Here is a 21560-nt window from a genome sequence, read left to right on the forward strand (position 1 = left end):
TGCCGAAGGGGCAGGTCCGTCCGCCCGCACCTCCAAGCGGTCCTGGTCCAGGCGATGCCAGCGCGTCCGCTCCTCCGATGCCCACCGGTCCCGCCCGCAGTTCGAAGCAGCGCAAGGCACCGCCGCGCCGTCCTCCGCCCAAGCCGCCGAAGCCCTCGCGCAGCGCGCGGCATCCGGCGGTGACCATCGGCAGCGGCATCTTCACCTTCCTGCTGTTCGTTTTCGTTGGGGTGGGGCTTGCCGGCTGGTACGGCCAGCGCGCCTTCACCGAGCCGGGCCCGCTGACCACCGAGAAGGTGGTGAACATTCCGCGCGGCGCCGGCGTGCGCGACATGGCCGAAATTCTGGAACGCGAGGGCGTGGTCCAGAGCTGGGTGCTGTTCGTTGCCGGGCAGAAGATCGCGCGGCCGGATGCCTCGCTGAAGGCCGGCGAATACGTGTTCAAGCCGGGCCAGTCGGTGGCGAGCGTCATCGACACCATCGCCTCCGGCAAGGTCGTGCTCCACCAGGTGACCATCCCCGAGGGGCTGACCAGCCAGCAGGTGGTCAAGCGGCTCATGGACAATGATCTGCTCACCGGCACGCCCGCCGTGCCACAGGAAGGCACGCTGCTGCCCGAGACCTACCGCATCCATCGCGGCATGACCCGTGACGCGGTGCTGCAGGAGATGGCGGACGCGCAGAAGAAGCTGCTCGCGACCATCTGGGCCAAGCGCGCGCCGGACGTGCCGCTCAAGAGCCCGCAGGAGCTCGTCACCCTCGCCTCCATCGTGGAGAAGGAGACCGGGCAGGCCGACGAGCGGCCCAAGGTCGCCGCCGTATTCGTCAACCGCCTGACGAAGAAGATGCGGCTTCAGTCCGATCCGACCATTATCTACGGCATCGTCGGCGGCAGGGGCTCGCTCGGCCGCCCGATTTCGCGCACCGACATCGCCACGGCGACCGCCTACAACACCTATGCCATCGACGGCCTGCCGCCCGGCCCCATTTGCAACCCGGGCAAGGACGCCCTGATGGCGGCGGCCAACCCGCCGAAGACGAAGGATCTGTTCTTCGTCGCCGACGGCACCGGCGGGCACGCCTTCGCCGAGACCTTGGCCGACCACAACAAGAACGTCGCCCGCTGGCGGGCGATCGAGCAGGGCGCAGCCCCGGCGCAAAGCGGGCAGCCGCTCGCGGCGCCGGCCGCCACACCTCCGGCCGCGACCCCTCCGGCCGCTTCTGGCCGCTGAACAACACGGAGACGGCAATGGCCGCGGGACCGATCATCAAGCGCGCAGCCGTCTCGGCCGGGAAGGTGGAGCCGAGGACGCCGCTCGCCAGCATGACCGGCTTCGCCCGCGTCTCCGGCTCGCACGGGCCGTGGCGCTTCGGCTGGGAAGTGCGGTCGGTGAACGGCAAGGGCCTCGACCTGCGCCTGCGCCTGCCGCCCGGCTTCGAGGCACTGGAATCGGACGTGCGCAGCCGCACCGGGCAGGTGCTCTCCCGTGGCTCCGTCGCCGCCAATCTCACCGCGACCCGCGAGGGCGAGGCCTCCACCGTCCGGGTCAACCAGGGGGCGCTCGAGGCACTCTACCGCGCCATGGCCGAGAGCGCGCGCCGCCTTGGCGCCGCCGCGCCGACCCTTGATTCGCTTGTTGCTGTGAAGGGGATGGTGGAAATCACCGAGGCCGAGGACAGCGAGGAGGAGCGCCGCGCCCTCATGGCCGCCGTGCTGGACGCCTTCGACCGGGCGCTGGCCGAGCTCGGCACCATGCGCGAGCGGGAGGGCAGTGCCCTCAACTCCGTCCTCACCGAGCGGCTCGATTCCATCACAGGCCTCGTCTCCCGCGCCGAGCGCCTGCCCGAGCGCTCGGCCGAGGCGGTGAAGGCGCGCATCGCCGATCAGGTGCGGGTGCTGATGGAGGCTGCCTCCCTCGATCCGGATCGTCTCCACCAGGAGGCGATTCTCGCAGTCACCAAGGCCGACGTGCGCGAGGAACTCGACCGCCTCGTCGCTCACATCGCCGCGGCGCGCGACCTGATGGCCGCGGGTGGCCCGGTCGGGCGGCGGCTGGATTTCCTCGCCCAGGAGTTCAACCGCGAGGCGAACACCCTGTGCTCAAAGTCCAATTCCGTGGCGCTTACGCAGATCGGGCTTGACCTCAAGCTGCTCGTGGATCAGTTCCGCGAGCAGATCCAGAACCTAGAGTGAAGTCCGCCGCGATGCCCAACTCCGCCTCATCTTCCGTGTCGTCGCACTTCGCGCTGCCGGGCTGGAAGCCGGGCTCCGGGGTTCTGGCGCGCCGCGGGTTGATGCTGGTGCTTTCCTCCCCTTCTGGCGCGGGCAAGACCACGCTGTCCCGCCTGCTGCTGAAGAGCGACGACCGCATCACCATGTCGGTCTCGGTGACGACCCGCGCGCCGCGGCCGGGCGAGGAGCACGGCAAGGACTATTTCTTCGTCGATCGCGACACCTTCCATCGGATGCGCGACGAAGGCGAGCTGCTGGAGCACGCCACGGTGTTCGAGAATCTCTACGGCACCCCGCGCGGGGCCGTGGAGCAGGCGCTCTCCGCCGGGCGGGACGTGCTGTTCGACATCGACTGGCAGGGCACCCAGCAATTGGGCGAGAGCGCGCAGCAGGATCTGGTCAAGGTCTTCATCCTGCCGCCGTCCGCCGCCGATCTCGAGCAGCGGCTGAGGTCGCGGGCTCAGGATTCGGAGGAGGTCGTGCACCAGCGCATGGCCAAGGCCTCGGACGAGATCAGCCACTACACCGAATACGACTACATCATCATCAACCACGACGTGGAAGACAGCCTCGCCAAGCTCACCGCCATCCTCCAGGCGGAGCGGCTGAAGCGGCGGCGGCTCACCGGGCTTTCCAGCTTCGTGAAGGGCCTGCGCGACCACCTCTGAGGTCCGCTGGTCCGGTGGCGGCTATTTCTGCACTGCCACCACCTTGCCCTTGTCCACGGCGAGGGCGAGCTGCCCGGCCTTGAGCGCGAGGGCGTGCACGCCGAACAATTCCCGCCGCCAGCCCTTCAGAGCCGGCACGTCGGCCTCGTCGCTCACCGCGATGCGCTCCAGATCCTCGGTTGTCGCGATCACCTTGGCGGCGACGGCGTTCTGCTCCGCCGTCATGCGCAGCAGCACCTTCAGAAGTTCGACGGTGGCGCTGGCGCCGTTGGGCAAAGGCTTGTCGCGCTCGATGCGGGGCAGGGTCTTCGGATCGCGGGCGACACCGCGCTTCACCGCCTCCAGCACCGCCTCGCCATAGCGCGAGCGCTCGAAGCCCTTGGGTAGGGAGCGCAGTTCCGCGAGGCGCTCCGGGGTCTGCGGCTGCTGCACGGCGATCTCGCCGATCACCTCGTCCTTGATGACCCGGCCGCGCGGCAGGTCGCGGGTCTGGGCCTCCCGCTCGCGCCAGGCGGCGACTTCCACCAGCACCGCGAGCTCGCGCGGCTTGCGGACGCGGGACTTGAGCCGTTCCCACGCTTGTTCGGGATGCTGCTCATAGGTGGCGGGGGAGGTGAGGACGTGCATCTCCTCGCCCACCCACTCGCCGCGGCCTCGGGCGTCGAGGTCCGCCGTGAGCTTGATGTAGATGTCCCGTAGGTGCGTGACATCGGCGATGGCGTAGGTGATCTGCGCCTGGCTCAGCGGCCGGCGCGACCAGTCCGTGAAGCGTGAGGACTTGTCGAGGCTGTGGCCGACAGTGCGCTGGACCAACTGGTCGTAGGAGATGCTGTCGCCGTACCCCAGAACCATCGCCGCCACCTGGGTGTCGAACACCGGGTGGGGAATCAGGCGCGCCTGATGCCAGATGATCTCGATGTCCTGCCGTCCGGCATGGAATACCTTCATCACCCGCTCATTGCCCATGAGCCGGTAGAACGGGGCAAGATCCAGCCCCTCCGAGAGCGCATCGATGAGGATGGCCTCTTCAGAAGATGCAACCTGCACCACGCACAACTTCGGCCAGAAGGTGCTTTCCCGCAGGAATTCGGTGTCGACGGTGACGAAGGGGTGTCGCGCAAGACGCTCGCAGGCAGCTGCCAGCGCCTCGGTCGAGGTGATGGGGTCCATCCGTCAAACATACCCACGCCGACGCGTTCGGCAAACGGAATGTGGCATGATGTTGTCGGAAAGGCGTCAGGCGGCCGAAGCGCAGGCGCGGCGGAGGGCTTCCTCCGCGGAGCCCGGACGGCCCAGCAGATAACCCTGAAGATGCGAGCAGCCCTCGGCCGTGAGCAGCCGGCGCTGGCCTTCGGTCTCGACGCCTTCGGCCGTGCAGCGTAGCCCGAGGGTACGGGCGAGGCCGATGATGGCGCGCACGATGGCGAGGCTCTGCGGCGAGGTCTCTACCTGCTCGATGAAGGAGCGATCCACCTTGATGCGGCCGATGCTGAGCGTCCTGAGGTATCCGAGGGAGGAGTAGCCGGTGCCAAAATCATCGAGCGCGACGGTGATTCCCTCCTCGCTGAACTGCTCCAGCGTCGCCCGCACCATCGGCCCCTCGTGCAGCAGGGTGCTTTCGGTGATCTCCACCTCCAGCCGGGAGGGGGCGAGGCCCGAGCTTTCCAGTGCGCTGCGCACCTGCCGGAAGGCCTCCGCCCCCCGGAACTGGATCGGCGAGAGATTGACCGAGACGAACAGGTCGTCGGGCCAGGCGGTTGCGGCCGCGCAGGCCTCGGTGAGAACCCAGGCGCCGAGCGGCAGGATGAGCCCGGTTTCCTCGGCGATGGGGATGAAGCTGGTCGGGTTGACCAGCCCGCGCTCGGGATGCCGCCAGCGCAACAGCGCCTCGAACCCGGCGATGCGGCCTGATTCGGCCTCCACGATGGGCTGGTAGAGCAGGAAGAACTGGCGCTCCCGCCACGCGGTCTGGAGATCCACCTCCATCTCGCGGCGCTCGCGCACCAGGCGTTCCATCTCCTCGACAAAGACTCGGGCGATGCCGCGGCCGTCGGTCTTGGCGCGGTAGAGGGCGAGGTCCGCGTTCTTGAGTAGTTCGGCAACCCCGGCCCCGTCGCGCGGCGACATCACGATGCCGATGCTGCAGCCGCTGATGATCCGGTGGAGCCCGATGTGGACCGGCGTGCCCAGCCCCTCGATCAGGCGCTGGGCGAATTCCGTCGCCTCGGCCTCGTGCGTCACTCCCGCCAGAACGACGGCGAACTCGTCTCCGCCGAGGCGGGCGGAGAAATCGTCCGGGCCGAGCATGGTGCGGATACGTTCGGCGAGCTCGGTCAGCATGGTGTCGCCGGCGTCGTGGCCGAGGGTGTCGTTGACGGCCTTGAAATAATCGAGGTCGAGATAGAGCAGGGCGAAGGGCGTCGCGCCGCCCCGCGCATTCAGCAGCGCGGACAGGCGCTCGGCGAAGGCAAGGCGGTTGGGTAGGCCGGTCAGCATGTCGATCCGCGCCATGGCGTGCTGGGTCACGGCGAAGGCTCGCTCGTCCCGCAGATGCCGGCCGAGGCCCCAGGCGACCAGAACGATGGTGAGGCAGAGCAGCCCGGCGGCGACGATCAACGGCGTCGCGCGCTGCCACATGAGGATATCCAGAGCGGCGACGCTGTCGCTCACCACCACCGCCACCGGCAGATCGCTCACGGGGTGGACGGCAGCGATGCGAGTCTTTTCATCCAGCGTTCCGGCGGGGAGCTGGGTCATCTGGCCGGTCCCGAACACCGCCGCCGCGGTCCGGGCACGAACGGCGGAATCGCGTGGGGGCACGCCGGCGGAGCCGGGATGGCGGGCGAGCAGCGCGCCGTCGGAACGGATCAGCGCGATCATGCCGTCGTGTCCAAGCCGGATGCCGCCGTAGAAGCGCTCGAAATACGATTGCTCCATGGCGCCGAGCACCAGGCCGAGGAAGCGGCCCGAACTGTTCGCGAAGCGCTTGGCGAGATAGATGGTGACGGTGCCGCTCCCCCGGTTCGGGACCGGCTCGCTCAGGAAGATATCCGGTCCCTTCATCCCTTCGAGGGCCAGGAAATAGTCGCGGTCGGACACGTTGACCTTGGGAATGGGCCAATAGCGCGAAAAATTGAGGAGCTGGCCTGTCTGATCGATGACGGTGATGGCATCGATGAAGGGCAGCCCGGAAATCTTCTCCCGCAATTGGGAGTGGACGTCTTCGGTCGACATGGCGTCCGTGAGCTGGGCCCGTGTCTCGATGTCCCTTTCCCGGACATGGGTGATGAGGTCGTCCTGGATGAGGCCGACGCTCTGGAACGCCCGGGCGGTCTGTTCCGACAGCGTCACGGCTAGGTTTTCGAGTTCACGGGCGCGATCGGCGGTCCCATCGTCCCACAGATTCGTCACGAGGAGACTGGTGGCGGCGATGACGCAGCCGATCAGGGCCGCAGCAATCAGGGCCAGCCACAAAGGCCCGTGTAGGGCTGGTCCAGCCACGTCCTGCGGCCCGGTCTCGCGCCCGTTCGGCGTCTCCATCCCGGCCTCGCTCTCCGTCACGCCCGCACCCGCACGACCCATCAATTGAGACACGGCAGCACCGAACGTACATCCTTCGCACATGGCTGAACAAGACTGCGCGCTTGACACGGGCGGGATCGCATGCACCTTCGCCCCGCCTTAGACGCGGACTTTCGAGCCGTGGCGCGCGGTGACGCGGCGCCCGGCGCGCAAGCGGCGCCTCGGGCGTCCGGTGCGCGCCAATGGCCTGCGCGCGGGCGTCCGGGCTGCAGGGCCTTTTCGCCCCGTGTCTTCCCCGTTCAGCCTTGAAAGGGCGACCCCATGCACCGTTACCGCTCACACACCTGCGGCGCGCTTTCGACCGCCGAGGTGGGCCAGATCGTCCGCCTGTCCGGCTGGTGCCACCGCATCCGCGACCATGGCGGCGTGCTGTTCATCGATCTACGCGACCATTACGGCCTCACCCAGGTGGTGGTGGACCCGGACAGCCCCGCCTTCAAGGGCGCCGAGAAGGCGCGTTCCGAGTGGGTGATCCGCATCGACGGCAAGGTGCGTCCGCGCCCCGAGGGTACCGAGAATCCGGACCTGACCACCGGCGCCATTGAGGTCTATGCCCTGGAGCTGGAAGTGCTCGGCCCGGCGGCAGAGCTGCCGCTGCCTGTGTTCGGCGACGTGGAATATCCGGAAGAGACGAGGCTCAAGTACCGCTTCCTCGACCTGCGCCGCGAGAAGCTCCACCGCAACATCATGACCCGCGGCGCGATCATCGACGCCATGCGCCGGCGCATGAAGGATCAGGGCTTCTTCGAATTCCAGACGCCCATCCTCACCGCCTCCTCGCCGGAGGGCGCGCGTGACTTCCTGGTGCCGAGCCGCCTGCACCCCGGCAAGTTCTATGCGCTGCCGCAGGCGCCGCAGCAGTACAAGCAGCTCATCATGATGAGCGGCTTCGACCGCTACTTCCAGATCGCCCCCTGCTTCCGCGACGAGGACCCGCGCGCCGACCGCCTGCCGGGCGAGTTCTACCAGCTCGACCTGGAGATGAGCTTCGTCGAGCAGGAAGACGTGTTCGCCGCCATGGAGCCGGTCATCACCGGCGTGTTCGAGGAGTTCGCCGGGGGCAAGCCGGTGACCAAGAACTGGCCGCGCATTCCCTATGCGGAAGCCCTGCGCAAGTACGGTACCGACAAGCCGGACCTGCGCAACCCGCTGGTCATGCAGAACGTGTCGGAGCATTTCCGCGGCTCGGGCTTCAAGGTGTTCGCCCGCATGCTGGAGGTGGAGAAGAACGAGGTGTGGGCCATCCCCGCCCCCGGCGGCGGCTCGCGCGCCTTTTGCGACCGAATGAATTCGTGGGCGCAGGGCGAGGGCCAGCCGGGGCTGGGCTACATCATGGTTGCCCTAGAGGAACACACCGAGCCTGGGTCTGTTCGGGAGGCCGTTGATAAGGCGTTCGAAAAGGTCGACATTCCTGATGATGGCAACCCTTCGTTTCCTAGGCTGATCGGTCGCGGCCCCATCGCCAACAACCTCGGGCAGGACCGCACGCGCGCTCTAATCGAACAGCTCGGCCTCAAGGCCGGCGACGCCGCCTTCTTCGTGGCGGGCGACCCGGACAAGTTCGTCAAGTTCGCCGGTCTTGCCCGCACCAAGGTGGGCGAGGAGCTGAACCTCGTCGACAAGGACCGCTTCGAGCTGGCCTGGATCGTCGACTTCCCCTTCTACGAATATTCGGAGGAGGAGAAGAAGGTGGACTTCTCCCACAACCCCTTCTCCATGCCGCAGGGCGGGCTTGAGGCGCTGAACACGCAGGACCCGCTGACCATCAAGGCGTTCCAGTACGATATCGCCTGCAATGGCTACGAGATCGCCTCCGGCGGCATCCGCAACCATCGCCCCGAGGCCATGGTGAAGGCGTTCGAGCTGGCCGGCTATGACGAGGCGACTGTGGTAGAGCGCTTCGGCGGCATGTACCGCGCGTTCCAGTATGGCGCCCCGCCCCATGGCGGCATGGCGGCGGGCGTGGACCGCATCGTGATGCTCCTGTGCGGCACCACCAATCTGCGCGAAATCTCCATCTTCCCCATGAACCAGCAGGCGCTCGACCTGCTCATGGGTGCGCCCAACGAGGCGAGCCCGAAGCAGCTGCGCGAGCTCCACATCCGCCCCGCGCCGCAGGCCAAGGGCTGAGGCACCGGGCCAAGGGGCTAGAGGGCGGGCGTCTTCGGTGGCATAGCTGCCCTGTGGGAGGCACCTGCGCGGAGAGCGCAGGGCCTTCCTCGGGAGGAAGCCCCATGAAGACCGTTCGCGCGGTGCTGCTCGTCGCGGCACTGCTGATTCCCGCCGCCGCTCACGCGGACGAGGCATCCGACAAGGCCGCGCTGGCGCGGCAGGTGGTCGATTTTGCCGTCGTTCCCGGCCTTGAGAAGCATTTCGGCCGCATGATCGGCCAGGCGGCGGAGAAGCTTCCCGCCGACAAGCGGGACGCTGCGCGTGCCGCGCTCACGACGGAGTCCGCGAGCATCCGGGAGGACCTCGTGGGGGTCTTCGCCGGCTATTACGCCGATTCCTACAGCCTGTCCGAGCTCAAGGAGCTGGCCGCCTTCTATGGCAGCCCCCTCGGCCGGAAGATGGTGCAGGTGCAGGAAAATCCGCCGGAAGCGGTCAACATGGCCGTTCAGCAGCAGATCCTGAAGCTGGTGGCTTTTCTCAGCGCGACGACCGGCGGCCCCCGCTGAGGGGCGCCGCCTGAAGCCGGTTCATCCCGTCGATCGCCTATGCGCGCTCATGGCGCCGTGGCGGTCGCCTCGAAGGTGAAAGTCTCCAGCAGCACCGTCGGGTCGCCCGAGGAGGCGAGGGCGATCAGGGGCACAAAGCCCTTGGGCTTCGCCGTCACCTTCAGCGTCCCCGGATTGCGCAGGAACGACACCATGGCGGCACCCACCGGCGCCATCTCGGGCATGCCTTCCTCCATCTCGGCGGCGAAGGCCTCCGCGAGGGAGAGGACCTGCTCGCGGTAGTCCGCCTCGCTCATCCCGGCGGCCTTGGCGAACTGGGCGTACATGAGCTTGGCGAGCCCGAGGTCCGTCAACGTCACCGTCACCGGGCCGGCACCGATGGCCGGCAGCTCGTTGACGAAGCTGCCGGCGTCGGAGAAGGCCGACTGCGGCACGTCGGACAGCTTGGTCTCGATGGTGACGCGGAAGGCGTCCTTCACCTCGGTGGTGATGGGGGCCAGCGTCAGGCTGCTCTCGTTGACGTCATAGAAAGCCTTGGCGCCGAGGGAGACCGTGGCCCGCTTCATGCCAGCGTTGATGAGATAGGTGAAGGGCTCGCCATCCTCCGGCCGGATCGGCCCGGAAACATCGGTCAGCGCGAAGTCCACATAGGACGGCAGCACCCCCAGCGACCCGCCCCAGGACAGAGAGAGATTGCCGATCTTCACCGGCTCGTCCTTGGCGTCCCCCTCGCCATAGGGGACCTCCAGATTCTTGATATCGAGCCCCGAAATCACCCGGAACAGCACCAGCGCCGTGGTGGGAGAGGGGCTCTGCGCCTCGGCGGCGAGCGCGGCCAGTTGGTTGAAATCGAGCTGGCGCACGGCGAGGCGGCCGATCTTGCCGGTGCCGCCTTCGGTCGTCTTGCCGTCCGCCCGTTCCAGCACGAACCCGTCGAGCACGCCGTTGGCGAGGCCGTCCATGCGGATCAGGCCCACATGCCCGGTCTCGCCCTTGTCGGTGGTGTAGGCCTCCGTGACCGCGATGGTGGAGAAGGAGAGACCGCCAATGGTGTCGCGCAGCAGCTCGGCGGCGCGGCGGCTGTCCTCGACGGACGGATTGGCCGGCGGCTTCGTCACCAGCGCCTGGAACTTCGCCAGCCGCCCGGCATCGAAGGCCGAGGGGCGGATGGCGAAATTCTCCATCAGCATGGAGGCGCCGCCCTGGGTGGCGCCGCCTTCCTGGGAGATCACGTAGGGGCCGGTGACGACCTTGCCGTAGATGCGCCCATAGGCGTCGGCGGCCTTGCCGGCGGGGCCGCCCGGCTGGGTCATCAGCAGCAGCGGCGCGGTGTCGATCTGCGCGGCGACCAGCCCTTCGATGCGCAGGTTGAACTTCGCCGGCGTGCCCTGGCCGTCGGCGGGCGCCGCGCCGGGCAGCACATAGGCGGCGGTCGAGCGGTCGATGATGAGGCTGCGGATCGCGCCGGCATTGATGCCTTCGGCGGCGAGATTGGTGTAGGTGGCCTCCATGGGCGGCGCGCCGGCCGGCGCCATGCGCACGCGCGCCTCGGGGATCGTCACTTTGGCGGCGGTGGTCGCCGCCAGCTGGCGCAGGGCGACACGCAAGGCGCCATAGGCGCCGCCGCCTTCGCCAGCGGCGATCAGCGTCATGGGACCGTTGTAGCGGTCGATCATCACCTGCGGCAGGCTGTAGCTGACCGTGCCGCCCTGTGCGGCGTCGCCGGTGAGCGTCACTTCCACGCCGTCGAGGTCGAGAGCCTCCAGCGTCACCCGTCGGTCGATGGGCTTCTCGCTGCCCCGCGCCACGAGGCGGGCGATCTTCACGGCGGCGGTGCCGTCCGCCGAGGCGATGGCGATGCCCGAGACCGTCACGGCGCGGTCAGTGGGGTCGAAGCCGGCATCCGTGAAGGAGGCCTTGCTGCCAGCCGCGCGGATGCCGGCAAACGCCTGGTCCACTTCCGCCCGCACCTTGGCCCGCGACCAGGCGGCGAAGCCGAACCAGCCGCCCGCCCCCAGCACGGCGACGATACCGATCGCAACGGCGACCTTCGTCCCGATTCCGCGCCCCGCCTTCCCCTCGGTCATGTCCATTCCTTTCGGGCCAATGCCCGCATTAAACCGCCTGCCGCGCGGCCAAACGGCCGGATTCCGGGCGCTCACGTCGCGGGCAGTCATCAGACCCGCCCAAGATCGCGGCACCTGCGCCCGTCAGACCCGTCATGCGTGCGCAACATAACCTAATTTGTGCGGTCCACCGTGACATAAGCATGCGTGGCAGTTAGGTTGCCGCCCGATTTTCCGCGACGTTCGTTATTCACGAAGGGGGAGGGGCATGGCGTCCAACATTTCCGATGATCTGCGTTCGGGCGCACTTTATTACCATCGCACGCCGCGGCCGGGAAAGCTTGAGATCCAGGCCACCAAGCCCCTCGGGAATCAGCGGGATTTGGCGCTCGCCTATTCGCCCGGCGTCGCCGCCGCGTGCGAGGCCATTGCCGCCGATCCTCTGCAGGCCGCCGAGCTGACCATCCGTTCGAATCTCGTGGGCGTCGTCTCCAACGGCACTGCCGTGCTCGGCCTCGGCAATATCGGCCCGCTCGCCGGCAAGCCGGTGATGGAGGGCAAGGCCGTCCTGTTCAAGAAGTTCGCCGGCATCGACGTGTTCGACATCGAGATCGATGCCCTGACCGTCGAGCGCATGGTGGACGTGGTGAGCGCGCTCGAGCCCACCTTCGGCGGCATCAATCTCGAGGACATCAAGGCGCCCGAGTGCTTCGAGGTGGAAGCCCAGCTGCGCCAGCGCATGAAGATCCCGGTCTTCCACGACGATCAGCACGGCACCGCCATCATCGTCGCGGCTGCGGTGCGCAACGCGCTGGAGATCGGCAATCGCAAGATCGAGGATCTGAAGATCGTCACCTCGGGCGCCGGCGCCGCCGCGCTCGCCTGCCTCGGCCTCCTCGTCACGCTCGGCGCGAAGAAGGAGAACATCTGGGTCACCGACATCGAGGGCGTGGTCTATGACGGCCGCAACACCCTCATGGATCCCTACAAGGAGATCTATGCCCAGAAGACCGACAAGCGCAGCCTCGACGAGGTGATCGAAGGCGCGCACATCTTCCTCGGCCTCTCCGCCGGCGGGGTGCTGAAGCCGGAGATGGTGAAGAAGATGGCGGACAAGCCGCTCATCCTCGCCCTCGCCAATCCCATGCCCGAGATCATGCCCGAGGCCGCCCGCGAGGCGCGCCCGGATGCCATGATCTGCACCGGCCGGTCGGATTTCCCGAACCAGGTCAACAACGTCCTGTGCTTCCCCTACATCTTCCGCGGCGCGCTGGATGTCGGCGCCACCGACATCAATGCCGAGATGAAGATGGCGGCGGTGGAAGCCCTCGCCGCGCTCGCCCGCGAGACTCCGTCGGACGTGGTGGCCCGCGCCTATGGCGGTGAAAGCCGCACCTTCGGCGCCGATTCGCTCATTCCCTCGCCGTTCGATCCGCGCCTCATCCTGCGCATCGCGCCGGCGGTGGCGAAGGCGGCCATGGACACCGGCGTCGCGACGCGTCCCATCGCCGACATGGACGCCTATATCGACCGGCTGGATACCTTCGTGTTCCGCTCCGGCTTCATCATGCGTCCGCTGTTCGCCAAGGCGAAGCAGTCCATCAAGCGCGTGATCTATGCCGAGGGCGAGGACGAGCGCGTGCTGCGCGCCGTGCAGGCGGTGGTCGAGGAAGGCATCGCCCGGCCCATCATCGTCGCCCGCCCGAGCGTGGTGGATACCCGCCTGAAGCGCTTCGGCCTCTCCATCCAGCCCGGCCGGGACTTCGACCTCATCAATCCCGAGGACGATCCGCGCTACCGCGACTACGTGCGCGACTACGTCGAGGTGGCCGGCCGCCGCGGCGTGACGCCGGATGCCGCCCGCACGCTGGTCCGTACCCATCCCACCGTGATCGCGGCGCTGGCTGTCCATCGCGGCGAGGCGGATGCGATGCTCTGCGGCATCGAGGGCCGCTTCGTGCGCCATCTCCGGCAGGTGCGCGACATCATCGGCCTCGCCCCCGGCGTCAAGGAACTGGCGGCGCTTTCGCTGCTCATCACCTCCAAGGGCAACTTCTTCATCTGCGATACGCAGATCCAGACCGAGCCTACCGCCGCCGACCTCGCCGAGATGACGGTGCTGGCCGCCGCCCACGTCCGCCGCTTCGGTCTGGAGCCGCGGGTGGCGCTGCTGTCGCACTCGAATTTCGGCAGCCACGAGACGCTCTCGGCCAAGCGCGTCCGCTCGGCCCTCTCCATCATCCGCGAGCGCGACCCGGACCTTCAGGTCGACGGAGAAATGCAGGCGGATGCAGCACTTGTGGAAGATATCCGCAAGAAGTCCTTCCCCCATTCCGGGCTGACCGGGGTGGCCAACGTGCTGGTGATGCCGGACCTCGACGCGGCCGACATTGCCTTCAACATGATCAAGGTGCTGGGCGATGCCCTGCCGGTCGGACCCATCCTGATGGGCACCGCGAAGCCGGCCCATATCCTTGGCCCGTCGGTGACGACCCGCGGTGTGGTCAACATGACCGCCGTGGCCGTCGCCGAGGCGCAGACGGACTGACAAGCATCTGAAAAGACGGAACTTTCCTCCTCCCCGCGCGGGAGGGGGAAAGGCCCCCGGCGAGGCGCTTCAGCGCGAGGGCGGGGGGCCGAGGATGCCCGCAGTGTAGCGCTCGATCAGGGCGCTGAAGGGGGTGCCGTCGGGCAGGGTCAGCACCGCCCGGTGGCTCAGCACGAAGGCCGGCAGGGGCAGCGCGGCGCCGGGGGCGGGCTTGAAGCCGGTTTCGTCAGCCGGCATCCACAGCACCGTGGAATCGAGGGTTTTGCGCCGGAAATCGAGGGGTCTCACCACCTTGCCGAACGGGGTATCGGTGGTGTCCAGCACTTGGTTCATGTCCGGTGTCAGTTTTTCCGGCAGATAAAAGTTATCCGCCTCCGACAAAACCGTGGGTCCGCACACCAGCCGCACCCGGCGATGCCGCACCGGCGTGTCGGGTCCGGCGCCGAGCAGCGCGCGCACCTCCGGGGGGGCGGCGCCCTCCCGCTCGTAGACCCGCTCGGCCACCACCTTGGACGGATCGGAGATGCCGCGGGTGGCGCACCAGCGCTCCAGGGTGGCGGTGGCGCTCGGATGGGAGAGGAGGTCGGCGTTCAGCGCCTCCACCAGCTCCTGCGCCTGCTGGCGGGCGGAGGCGGTGTCGGGCCACTGGGCCTCGAGCGCGTGGGCCGGCACCATCAGGCAGGCGGCCAGCATCAGCGGCACCAGGAACGGCAGGCCGGACGGAAAGCCGGGCGGAAACATGGGATCGCGCACCCTCCAGAGCGACGCGCCAGCGCGCCACCCCTCTCCATACCGCAGCGCGAAGCCGCTTTCCATGGCGCCGCCCCCGCCCTTTGGCTGAGACAGCAGCACGCAGCGCAACCGGGATCGTTGCGCCCCCAAACGGCCAAGCATCAGGTATAATGCTTGCAGTATGATCCTTGTCCCCGACCAGCTCGCTGCCCTCTACGACGCCACGCAAGTGCTGGTGGCGGCGTACGATTCCTTCGATCGCCTGCGCTATGCCAACGCCGCGTTCCGGGCCGCCTTCTTCCTGGCGCCGGGGGAGGAGGTCACCTGGGCGGAGATCATGCGCCGCAACCATGCCGAGCGGCGGGGCACCATCATCGCCGCACCCGACTTCGACGCCTGGCTGGTCTCCACCTCCTCGCGCCGGGGCAAGGTGCCCTACCGCTCCTTCGAGACCGACCTTTATGACGGCCGCTGGCTGCTGATGACGGAGAGCGTCTCCGCCTCCGGCTGGATGCTCTGCATCGCCAGCGACATCACCACCCTCAAGGCGGACGGGCGGGATGTGCGGCAGGCCCGCGACCGCGCCATCAAGGAGGCGCAGACCGACGACCTCACCGGCATCGCCAACCGCCGCTTCATCACCGCGCGGGTGGACGACATGCTCGCGCCGGGCGCCCTGGGCGGGGCGCTGTGCGTGCTGGATCTCGATAATTTCAAATATATCAATGATCTGGTCGGCCACCTCGCGGGCGATGCGGTGCTGCGCGACTTCGCCGCCCGCATCAACGGCCTCATCCGCCGCAAGGATTGCTTCGGCCGCATTGGCGGCGAGGAATTTGTGCTGGTGCTGCCGCAGACCTCGGCGGAGGAGGCGGTGCTCATCGTGGAGCGGATGCTCTCGCTGGTGCGCCAGTCGCGGCCGCTGCCGCAATGGCCTGATTTCGCCTACACCTTCTCCGCCGGCATCGCCACGGGCGGCCCGGGCACCACCTTCACCGATCTCTATGGCCGCGCCGACCGCGCGCTCTACATGGCCAAGATGGGCGGCCGCAACCGCATCCAGGTGGACGGCGAGGCGCCGCCCGCGGTGATGGCGGCACGGGGCTAGGGCAGGGGCTAAGGCAGGCGCGCGTCTTGGCGCGCTCAAGCTTCCGCTTAACCCGAAAGCAGGCAGCAGGTGTTACAAAACCACTGCCCGTCGCGCCAGCTCTTGCAGTATGCTCCGCCCGGCCATGTTTGACATCCGTGACTTCGGAGATGCGGGCGCCGAAGACGGCGTGCCCGACCTCCTGACCCGCATGCGCGGCCTCTACGAGGCCACGCCGCTGCTCGTCGCCCTTTACGACCCCACCGACCGGCTGCGCTACGCCAACCCGGCCCTGCGGGCCACCTTCGGGATTCCGGAGGGCGATTTCCCCACCTGGGAGGAACTGGTCCGGCGCAGCCATGCGGCGGGCACCGGCATCATCATCAAGGCCGACGATTTCGAGACCTGGCTCGCCTCCGCCAAGTCGCGTCGCGGCAAGATGCGCTTCCGCAGCTTCGAGACCGATCTCAGGGACGGCCGCTGGCTGCTGGTGAACGAGACCATGGATGCGGACGGCTGGATGCTCACCGTGGGGGTGGAGGTCACCTCCTTCCGTGTCGATACGCGCGACATCCGGCAGGCCCGCGACCATGCGCTCCGCGCCGCCCATACGGACGAGCTGACCGGCGTCGCCAACCGCCGCTTCGCCATCCATCGCGCCAACGAGATGATGGCGCCGCACGGCCCCGGCGGCGCGCTCTGCGTCATCGATCTCGACAATTTCAAGCATGTGAACGACCGCTTCGGCCACCAGACCGGCGACGATCTGCTGCGCGCCTACTGCGCCCTGATGGCCGCCGCCATCGGCCGCGCCGACTGCTTCGGCCGGGTGGGGGGCGAGGAATTCATGCTGGTGCTGCCGCAGACCGACCTCGCGGAGGCCGAGCGCCGCGTCTGCGACCTCCTCGCCCGCGTGCGCGCCTCCCGTCCGCTGCCGGCCTTGCCGGACTTCACCTACACCTTCTCCGCCGGCCTCACCTTCACACCCCCCGGCGACACCTTCTCCGAAGCCTACGGCCGCGCCGACCGCGCGCTCTATCTGGCAAAGCTGGCGGGGCGGGACCGGGTGATGCTGGGGTGAGGGGAAGGTTTTGGGATTTTAGTCCTTGACAGCGGTGCGCTGTCTGGGTATCTTTTCCCCATGTTCGAGACGTGTGCCTGACGGCCGAGGCCGGCGGCATGGCCCCAGACAGGCCGTCATGGCCGGGCTTGTCCCGGCCATCCACGTGGTGGGGCCGGGCGCCAGTTCTCGGCCATCTTCCCCATCGGATCGACGTGGATGCCCGGCACGAGGCCGGGCATGACGGCGGTGGGGGCGGACGTCCTGCCGAACAGGCGCACCGCTCATTTCCTCCTCATCTCGAGGGTCCAGCCATGGAGCAGCCTCACGGCAGCGCCGTGCCGTCCGCGCGTCCGGTGCGGGGGGCTCTGGCGCGGCGGCTTTATCTGGAGGGGGCCAGCATGGCGGAGATCCGCCGGCAGACCGGCCTCTCCAGCGCCGGCGTCTATTACTGGATCGACCGCGAGATGGGGCCGGACGGCTCCTTCCTCTTCAATCCCGTGCCGCGCCGCACCGCCCATCCCGTGGGCGGGCAGCCGGCGAAGGCGCGCGCCGCCCAGGCCTCCAACAACCGCTCCTCCAATCCCTCCGGCAAGCCGGACCGGCGCGGCCTGCTCAAGCGGCTGTGGCGGGCGGCGGAGCGGCAGATCAACGAGATCGAGGACCGCCTCGCCCGCGCCGCCGATCCCGGCGCCGCGCCGCGCCCCGAACCCGAGAAGGACGCCCGCGCGCTGGCGGTCCTCGCGCGCACCCTGCGCGAACTCACCGCCCTCGAGGCCGAGGCGAAGAAACGGCGCAAGGCGAAGGACCAAGATGGAACCGTCCGCGACCTCGACACCTTCCGCCGCGAGCTTGCGCGCCGCCTTGATCGCCTGCGCGAGGGCGGGGACGGCACGGGCGTTTCTTGAGGCCCTGCCGGAGGAAGACGCCGGCCGCCTCCTCGCCGACTGGGCCCTGTGGGCGCGGCCGGACCAGCTTCCGCCCCTGGAAGCGCAGGGTGGCGGGCCGTGGTCCACCTGGCTGGTGCTGGGCGGGCGCGGGGCCGGCAAGACGCGGGCCGGGGCCGAATGGGTGCGCGGCCTCGCCTCCGGCACCGCCCCCTTCGCCGCTGCGCCGGTGAGCCCTATCGCGCTCATCGCCGAGACCATGGCCGATGTGCGCGAGGTGATGGTGGAGGGCGTCTCCGGCGTCCTCGCCGTTCATCCGCGCGGCGAGCGTCCGCGCTGGGAGCCGACGCGCCGCCGCCTCGTCTGGCCCAATGGCGCGGTGGCGCAGGGCTTTTCGGCTGAGGATCCCGAGAGCCTGCGCGGCCCGCAATTCGCCGCCGCCTGGCTGGACGAGCTGGCGAAATGGAAGCGCGGCGAGGCCACCTTCGACATGCTGCAATTCGCGCTGCGCCTCGGCGCCCAGCCCCGCCAGATGGTGACCACCACGCCGCGCCCCACCGCGCTGCTGCGCCGCCTCCTCGCCGATCCCGCCACCGCGGTGAGCCGGGCGAAGACGGCGGACAATGCCTTCCACCTCGCCCCCACCTTCCTCGGGCAGGTGATGTCCCGCTATGGCGGCACCCGCCTCGGGCGGCAGGAGCTGGACGGCGAGATCATCGAGGACCGGCCGGACGCGCTGTTCTCCCGCCCCCAATTGGAGGCGCTGCGCGAGGCCGAGGCCCCGCCGCTCGCCCGCATCGTGGTCGCGGTGGACCCGCCCGCCTCCTCCCGCGCCGGCGCCGATTCCTGCGGGCTGGTGGCGGCGGGGGTCGATGGGGCGGGGGTGGTGCATGTGCTGGCCGACGCCACCGAGCAGGGCCTGCGCCCGGCGCAATGGGCGGCGAAGGCGGTGGCGCTGTTCCACCGCTTTTCCGCCGATCGCATCGTCGCCGAGGTGAACCAGGGCGGCGAGATGGTGCGCGCCGTGATCGCCGAGGTGGACCCCGCCGTGCCGGTGGAGCAGGTGCGCGCCACGCGCGGCAAATTCCTGCGCGCCGAGCCGGTGGCCGCGCTCTACGAACAGGCCCGCGTCCGCCACGCCGGCGCCTTTCCGGAGCTGGAGGACGAGATGTGCGACTTCGGCACCGATGGCCTCTCCTCCGGCCGCTCGCCCGACCGGCTGGACGCGCTGGTGTGGGCGGTGACGGCGCTGGCGCTCGGCCCCAGGGCCGGCGCGCCGCGCGTGCGGGGGCTTTAGGCCTCAGCTGCCGACCACGATGCCGCCGACGGGGATTTCCACCTGCACGCACAGGCCGGTGACGCTCTGTCCGGGCGCGAAGTCCGGCCATCGCTCGTTGCGTTTCAGGCTGGCGCCGAGGCAGCCGCGTTCGCTGCGGAAATAGCCGACGATCTGCTGCGAGGTTTCGGTGGTGACGAACCGGGCGCCGGCATAGGGGCCGCCCGCATAGCCCATGGCGGATGTTGCCGCGGGCTGGACCGTGGTGGTGGTGACGATGAGGACCAGGGCATAGAGCATGGCGCCCTCCCGATCTGCTCCCAACCCACGGCCCGCATTCATTCTACGCCTGTGCTGCCCCAGCGCGAACCGGTTTGTTGGCGCCTTTCCGGTGACGACGCTTGCGTGGCATCCAGAATACGTCCATCATGTGCCTACAAATGAGGCTGCATGACAGTGTTGTGTGCAGACATTTGCCTTCCCTTGGCCCTCTCTGCCCCGTCTGGAGCCATGAGACATCATTGGAAAGCATTTTTCGCACGTCATGAGCCCCATTGCGGCTCCGTCCAGGTCGGGCTGAAGTCCGGCGCGGGCGGCATGCTCGGCATGGGCCTTGTCGGTGGCGCCGCGGCCTTCACCAGCCTTCCGTTGCTCATCGCGCCGTTCGGCGCGAGCGCGGTGCTGCTGTTCGGCCATCCCTCTTCGCCGCTGGCGCAGCCGGCCAATGTCATCGGCGGCTATGCCCTGTCGGTCACGGTGGGCATCGTCTTCGCCTTGCTGTTTCCCGGTGCCTGGTGGGCGGCGGCTTTGGGGGTGGGCCTTGCCATCCTCGCCATGCTGCTGCTGCGTGTGTCGCATCCACCCGCCGGCGCCGTGCCGGTGCTGATGGCGGCTTCGCCCATCGATCCGTTCGAATTGTCCGGCATCGTCATTGCCGGCGCCATCTGCCTCGTGGCGGTGGCGAGCCTCTATCACCGGCTGCCGCCGCGCCACCACGATTATCCGCGCCGGGCGGGCTGACGCCCTGTTGCTCCGTCGCGCCGGCTGACCACCTGTTCGCTGCGCCGGCTGATGCCGGTCGCCGCCCCACGACACATCTGACGCCGGCCTTCGTGCCGGCCGATCCTGTGGCCTGCAGCCGGTTCGCCGGTTCGCACCCTCCGGCCGCTCCCTGATCCGCACGTCCCGCAGAAGCCCCGATCTGCGCGAATGAGCGGCCTCGGGGGGCGGCCGTTTCCATTTCGGAGCCCCCTCATGCTCGCAAGCCTCCTCGCCCCCTTCCGCCGCGCGCCCGAGGAGGCCAAGGCGAGCCGCACCGGGCGCCTCATCGCCCTGCTCTCCGCCGGCCGGCCGCGCTGGACGCCCCGCGACTACGCCTCGCTGGCCCGCGAGGGCTATGCCCGCAACGCCATCGCCTATCGCGCCGTGCGGCTCATCGGCGAGGCAGCGGCCACCGTGCCGCTGGTGCTCACGGTGAATGGGCGCGAGCACGACACCCACCCTTTCCTCGATCTCCTCGCCCGGCCCAATCCGCGCCTCACCCGCGCGGCGCTGTTCGAGGCCATCGGCTGCCACCTGCTGGTGGCCGGCAACGCCTATGTGGAGGCGGTGGCCCTCGAAGGCGCGGTGCGCGAGCTGCATCTGCTGCGCCCGGACCGGGTGCGGGTGGTGCCGGGGCCGGACGGCTGGCCCGAGGCGTTCGACTACACGCTGGGCGCCGAGACCGTGCGCATCGCGCAGGACACGCTTGTGCCCGGCGCCGACGTGCCGCCCATCCTGCATCTTTCCGCCTTCAACCCGCTGGACGACCATTACGGCTTCGCCCCGCTGGAGGCGGCGGCGCAGGCGCTCGATCTCCACAATGCGGCGAGCGCCTGGAACAAGGCGCTCATCGACAATGCCGCCCGCCCCTCCGGCGCCCTCGTCTATGGCGGCACGGGCGCGCTCACCGAGGAGCAGTTCGAGCGGCTGAAGGGCGAGCTGGAAGCCTCCTTCCAGGGCGCGGTGAATGCCGGCCGGCCGCTGCTGCTGGAGGGCGGGCTGGACTGGCGCCCGCTCTCCCTCTCGCCCAAGGACATGGACTTCGAGGCCGCCCGCAATTCCGCCGCGCGGGAGATCGCGCTGGCCGTTGGCGTGCCGCCCATGCTGCTCGGCATCCCCGGCGACAACACCTACGCCAATTACGCCGAAGCCAACCGCGCCCTGTGGCGCCAGAGCGTGGTGCCGCTGGTGCGCCGGGTGTGCGACGCCCTCGCTTTGTGGCTCGCCCCGGCCTTCGGCGGCGGCCTGACGCTGGTGCCCGACCTCGACCAGATCGAAGCCCTCGCCGCCGAACGCTCGGAGCTGTGGGCGCGGGTGGGCGCGGCGGACTTTTTGACGGATGCGGAGAAGCGGGCGGCGGTGGGGTATCAGGGGTAGGGTGCCGCTCGAAATTCTGCGCACCGCTTTTATCGCCCCGCTCCCCGCTGATCCGGGCGCGAGCGTGCCGTTCTCCTCTCTCCCCTCGCGGGAGAGGGCCGGGGGTGAGGGGGCTGGCGTCGTAATCCCAACCTTCGGGCAAACGGCGACACACCCCTCACCCCAACCCTCTCTCGCAAGGGGAGAGAGCGTTCAAGCAGCGCCTTCGGCGGTCTTTTGCGCTGGGCCCCGGCTCGCATTCCGCTGACGCTCCATGCGTCCGGGGCGCGAGGGCAGTTCTCTCCTCTTGTCATCGCCCGGCTTGTCCGGGCGATGACGGCTGTGA

The 21560-nt window shown here is 69.0% G+C and carries 17 protein-coding genes; 12 read left to right on the plus strand and 5 right to left on the minus strand.

The window, feature by feature from the left end:
- Positions 1–179: 179 nt before the first annotated feature.
- From mltG to gmk, 3 genes are all read left to right on the plus strand, one after another.
- Positions 180–1232 carry an endolytic transglycosylase MltG gene (gene mltG / locus D7006_RS06105; RefSeq protein WP_237355933.1) on the plus strand — a complete coding sequence of 351 codons (1053 nt, stop codon included), beginning with the start codon at positions 180–182 and terminating at the stop codon, positions 1230–1232.
- 92 nt (positions 1233–1324) lie between these two features.
- Positions 1325–2194: a YicC/YloC family endoribonuclease gene (locus D7006_RS06110; protein ID WP_237356862.1), complete on the plus strand. Its 870-nt coding sequence runs from the start codon at positions 1325–1327 to the stop codon at positions 2192–2194.
- Between the two features lie 11 nt (positions 2195–2205).
- The gene (gmk, locus tag D7006_RS06115; RefSeq protein WP_237355934.1) at positions 2206–2901 is read left to right on the plus strand and encodes a guanylate kinase; all 696 of its coding nucleotides are present in this window, start codon (positions 2206–2208) and stop codon (positions 2899–2901) included.
- A 21-nt stretch (positions 2902–2922) separates the two neighbouring features.
- Here the strand turns inward: gmk and rnd are convergent, their stop codons facing one another.
- A complete protein-coding gene (gene rnd, locus D7006_RS06120) occupies positions 2923–4071 on the minus strand; it encodes a ribonuclease D (protein WP_169122623.1) in 1149 nt (382 codons plus the stop codon).
- 66 nt (positions 4072–4137) lie between these two features.
- A complete protein-coding gene (locus tag D7006_RS06125; protein ID WP_237355935.1) occupies positions 4138–6441 on the minus strand; it encodes an EAL domain-containing protein in 2304 nt (767 codons plus the stop codon).
- A 303-nt stretch (positions 6442–6744) separates the two neighbouring features.
- On the opposite strand from D7006_RS06125, the gene aspS reads away from it, so the two are divergent.
- Positions 6745–8613 carry an aspartate--tRNA ligase gene (gene aspS, locus D7006_RS06130; protein WP_237355936.1) on the plus strand — a complete coding sequence of 623 codons (1869 nt, stop codon included), beginning with the start codon at positions 6745–6747 and terminating at the stop codon, positions 8611–8613.
- Between the two features lie 104 nt (positions 8614–8717).
- Positions 8718–9161, plus strand: a complete 444-nt coding sequence (locus D7006_RS06135) for a DUF2059 domain-containing protein (protein WP_237355937.1) — start codon at positions 8718–8720, stop codon at positions 9159–9161.
- A gap of 47 nt (positions 9162–9208) precedes the next feature.
- On the opposite strand, the gene D7006_RS06140 is transcribed toward D7006_RS06135, so the two are convergent.
- Positions 9209–11248, minus strand: a complete 2040-nt coding sequence (locus tag D7006_RS06140) for a hypothetical protein (RefSeq protein WP_237355938.1) — start codon at positions 11246–11248, stop codon at positions 9209–9211.
- Between the two features lie 247 nt (positions 11249–11495).
- On the opposite strand from D7006_RS06140, the gene D7006_RS06145 reads away from it, so the two are divergent.
- Entirely contained in the window at positions 11496–13775 is a 2280-nt protein-coding gene (locus D7006_RS06145) for an NADP-dependent malic enzyme (RefSeq protein WP_229643216.1), read from the plus strand.
- Between the two features lie 69 nt (positions 13776–13844).
- Here D7006_RS06145 and D7006_RS06150 read toward each other — a convergent pair whose 3' ends face one another.
- Positions 13845–14516, minus strand: a complete 672-nt coding sequence (locus D7006_RS06150; RefSeq protein ID WP_237355939.1) for a hypothetical protein — start codon at positions 14514–14516, stop codon at positions 13845–13847.
- A 172-nt stretch (positions 14517–14688) separates the two neighbouring features.
- Between D7006_RS06150 and D7006_RS06155 the strand changes: the two genes are divergently transcribed.
- The 4 genes from D7006_RS06155 to D7006_RS06170 all read left to right on the plus strand — a co-directional run bounded on the left by D7006_RS06155 (position 14689) and on the right by D7006_RS06170 (position 18838).
- Entirely contained in the window at positions 14689–15615 is a 927-nt protein-coding gene (locus tag D7006_RS06155) for a GGDEF domain-containing protein (RefSeq protein WP_237355940.1), read from the plus strand.
- A 124-nt stretch (positions 15616–15739) separates the two neighbouring features.
- Positions 15740–16675: a sensor domain-containing diguanylate cyclase gene (locus tag D7006_RS06160; protein WP_237355941.1), complete on the plus strand. Its 936-nt coding sequence runs from the start codon at positions 15740–15742 to the stop codon at positions 16673–16675.
- A 293-nt stretch (positions 16676–16968) separates the two neighbouring features.
- A complete protein-coding gene (locus tag D7006_RS06165) occupies positions 16969–17562 on the plus strand; it encodes a hypothetical protein (RefSeq protein ID WP_237355942.1) in 594 nt (197 codons plus the stop codon).
- Entirely contained in the window at positions 17468–18838 is a 1371-nt protein-coding gene (locus D7006_RS06170) for a DNA-packaging protein (RefSeq protein WP_371745046.1), read from the plus strand. Before D7006_RS06165 ends, D7006_RS06170 begins: the two co-directional genes overlap by 95 nt.
- 3 nt (positions 18839–18841) lie before the next feature.
- Here the strand turns inward: D7006_RS06170 and D7006_RS06175 are convergent, their stop codons facing one another.
- Positions 18842–19117, minus strand: a complete 276-nt coding sequence (locus D7006_RS06175) for a hypothetical protein (protein WP_229643222.1) — start codon at positions 19115–19117, stop codon at positions 18842–18844.
- Between the two features lie 297 nt (positions 19118–19414).
- On the opposite strand from D7006_RS06175, the gene D7006_RS06180 reads away from it, so the two are divergent.
- Positions 19415–19837: an HPP family protein gene (locus D7006_RS06180; protein WP_371745047.1), complete on the plus strand. Its 423-nt coding sequence runs from the start codon at positions 19415–19417 to the stop codon at positions 19835–19837.
- Positions 19838–20071: 234 nt separating this feature from the next.
- On the plus strand, positions 20072–21235 hold the full coding sequence (locus D7006_RS06185; RefSeq protein ID WP_237355943.1) for a phage portal protein: 1164 nt from the start codon (positions 20072–20074) through the stop codon (positions 21233–21235).
- Positions 21236–21560 lie beyond the last annotated feature (325 nt).

The sequence above is a fragment of the Xanthobacter sp. YC-JY1 genome, from assembly GCF_021730305.1.
Lineage (GTDB): Bacteria > Pseudomonadota > Alphaproteobacteria > Rhizobiales > Xanthobacteraceae > Xanthobacter > Xanthobacter flavus.